The organism is Williamsia sp. (assembly GCF_016462415.1).
Classification (GTDB): Bacteria; Actinomycetota; Actinomycetes; order Mycobacteriales; family Mycobacteriaceae; genus Williamsia_A.
The window spans coordinates 1-2,330 of the sequence record NZ_JAEMTF010000115.1 but is presented as its reverse complement, the minus strand read 5'-3'; the positions used below and the strand labels follow the sequence as shown (position 1 = coordinate 2,330).

2 protein-coding genes are annotated in these 2,330 nt (G+C 70.6%); both read right to left on the bottom strand.

The window, feature by feature from the left end; all coding sequences use genetic code 11:
• Positions 1-79 precede the first annotated feature (79 nt).
• Complete coding sequence (locus tag JHC79_RS20040; protein ID WP_296394121.1) at positions 80-928, bottom strand: shikimate dehydrogenase; 849 nt, start codon at positions 926-928, stop codon at positions 80-82.
• The coding region (locus JHC79_RS20035; protein ID WP_296394119.1) for an endolytic transglycosylase MltG at positions 919-2,330 on the bottom strand (1,412 nt) is incomplete at its 5' end. The genes JHC79_RS20040 and JHC79_RS20035, both read right to left, overlap by 10 nt.

Below are 2,330 nucleotides of genomic sequence, written 5' to 3'. Positions count from 1 at the left end.
CGGCATTGCGGGTGAGTTGTCCCCATCCCCGGCCGTACAGGGGTGACACCGGGCCGTCGGTGGCCTTCGATGTGCGGACTCAGTCGGCGAGGGCAGCAGCCATCCGGGCGCGCGGCGCGGGCAGACCGGTGAACGCCTCCACCTGGGTGATCGCCTGGTTGAGCAGCATCACGAGACCCCCGACCACTTGTCCGCCCGCGTCGGCGACCGCGACGGCGGCCGGCGTGGGCCACGGGTGATAGATGGCATCGAGGAGCCGGGGGGCGGCCGCGATGGCGGGGGCGATACCGGCGGCCGCCTCGGCCGGGACGGTGCTCACGACGACCGCCGATCGCGCGCAGGCCGCGCTCACCTCGGCCGACGCCTCGAACGGGAGTGTGGTCAGCGCGACACCGAGGTCGGCGGCGAGTCGGCGCAGCCCGTCGGCGCGGGAGGCGTCGCGGACGATGACCGTGACCGGTCCGGACCCCGCCGACGCCAGCGCGGCGAGCGCCGGGCGCGCGGTCCCACCGGCTCCGACCAGTACGACGGACTCCCCCGCCAGGTCGGCCACCCCGAGTTCGGCCAGAGCACCGGTGACGCCGTCGATGTCGGTGCAGTCGGCGTGCCAGCGACCGGAGTCGGTACGCACCAGCGTGTTCGCCGATCCGACGAGACGGGCACGGTCGGTGACCGTCGCGGCGTGCCGCAGCGCGGCCACCTTGGCGGGCATGGTCACCGAGAGTCCGATGTAGCTGTCGTCGAGACCGTCGACGAGCGCCGGGAGGGCCTCGGCCGTGCACTCCATCCGCTCATAGGTCCAGTGCGCGAGACCAAGCGCGCGGTACGCGGCGAGGTGTAGATCCGGTGAGCGGGAGTGCCCGATCGGCGATCCGAGGACCGCCGCGCGACGCACCCGGGAGGACGCAGGGTCCGACGTCACCGACATCCGACCGCGAGAACCTTGTTGTCACAGGCTTTCTGCCGGTTGCGTAGGTGCTCTTCGTAGTTGTCGGTGAACAGGGTCGTGCCCTGCGAGTCGACGGCGACGAAATAGATCCAGTTGCCCTCGGGCGGTGCCTCGGTGGCGGCCAGCGGCTCCTTGCCGACCGATCCGATCGGCGTCACCGGCAGGCCACGGACCTGGTAGGTGTTCCACTTGGTCGGCGCGGTGTAGGCGTCACCGGAGACGTCGATGTTGACCACGGCGGCGGTGTAGTTGGCGGTCGAGTCCATCTCGAGTCGTTGGTTCTTGCCCAACCGGTTCACGATGACGCGGGCCACCTTGCCGTAGTCGACGGGATCGGCGACCTCCTTCTCGACCACCGACGCCGACACCAGCGTCTGGTAGGGGGTCAGCCCGGTCTGGTTCGGTTCGGTCAGACCCCACTGGGAGAACAGGTCGGCGCTGCCGGAGATCAGGTAGCGCAGCATCTGTACCGGGGTGAGCGAGGGGTCGATCGCCTCCCAGGCGACCGGCGCGATGAGTCCCTCGATGCGTCGATGGTCCCCGTCGAGCGCCGAGACGGCGTCGGTGGCCCACGACGGGACACCCAGGTCGGCGGGTGATGCGGTGGCCGCGGCCTGCGCGAGTTCCTCCGCGGTGACGCCGTCACGTTGTCCGTTGATGGTCACGGTGGTCGCCTGCGCCAGCATCTCGAAGATGCCGATGCTCGGGGACCCGTCGGCGGTCTGCTTGGTGTCGAGCTGACGGCCCGGCGGGATGACGAGCCGACCCACCCTGTTGCTGTCGCCGCCGAGCATCGACACCGCCGTCGACGCCGGGATGCCGGTGCGCAGCTTGTAGAAGCCGGCCGAGATCGGCGCGTTGCCCGCCGCGTCGGTGAACGCACGGACGCTGGCGACGACGCCCTTGTCCTGCAGGATCTGTCCGAACTGGGTCAGCGACGAATCCTGCGGGATCTGTACGAGCACGTCGCCGGTGCCCGATGCGTTCGAGTAGTTGTCGTCGTTGACGAAGTAGCCGGTCATCCGCAGTCCGGTGTAGCCGAGCGCACCGATCACCGCGACCATGAACACCAGGACGAAGACCAGGGTGATGCGTCGCCGGCGTTTGCGCCGCTGCATGTGACCGCTCGATCGCGACCCGTGACCCGACGCGGTGCGTCGGGTTCGGGGCTCGTCGACGGGTTCCGGATCGGCCGAGAGCTCTGGTCGCGCGATGAAGGTGGTCGGTTCGTCGGCCGGTGGGAGAGGCGGGTCGACATAGGACGGTGCCGACGGCGCCTCGTACCGACGCGGGTCGGGCGGCAGCCGACGGGGCGCGGACGGTGGGATGTCGGCCGGGTACGGGTCACGCCGGCTGTCGCTGACCGGCGGCGGGGTGGGTG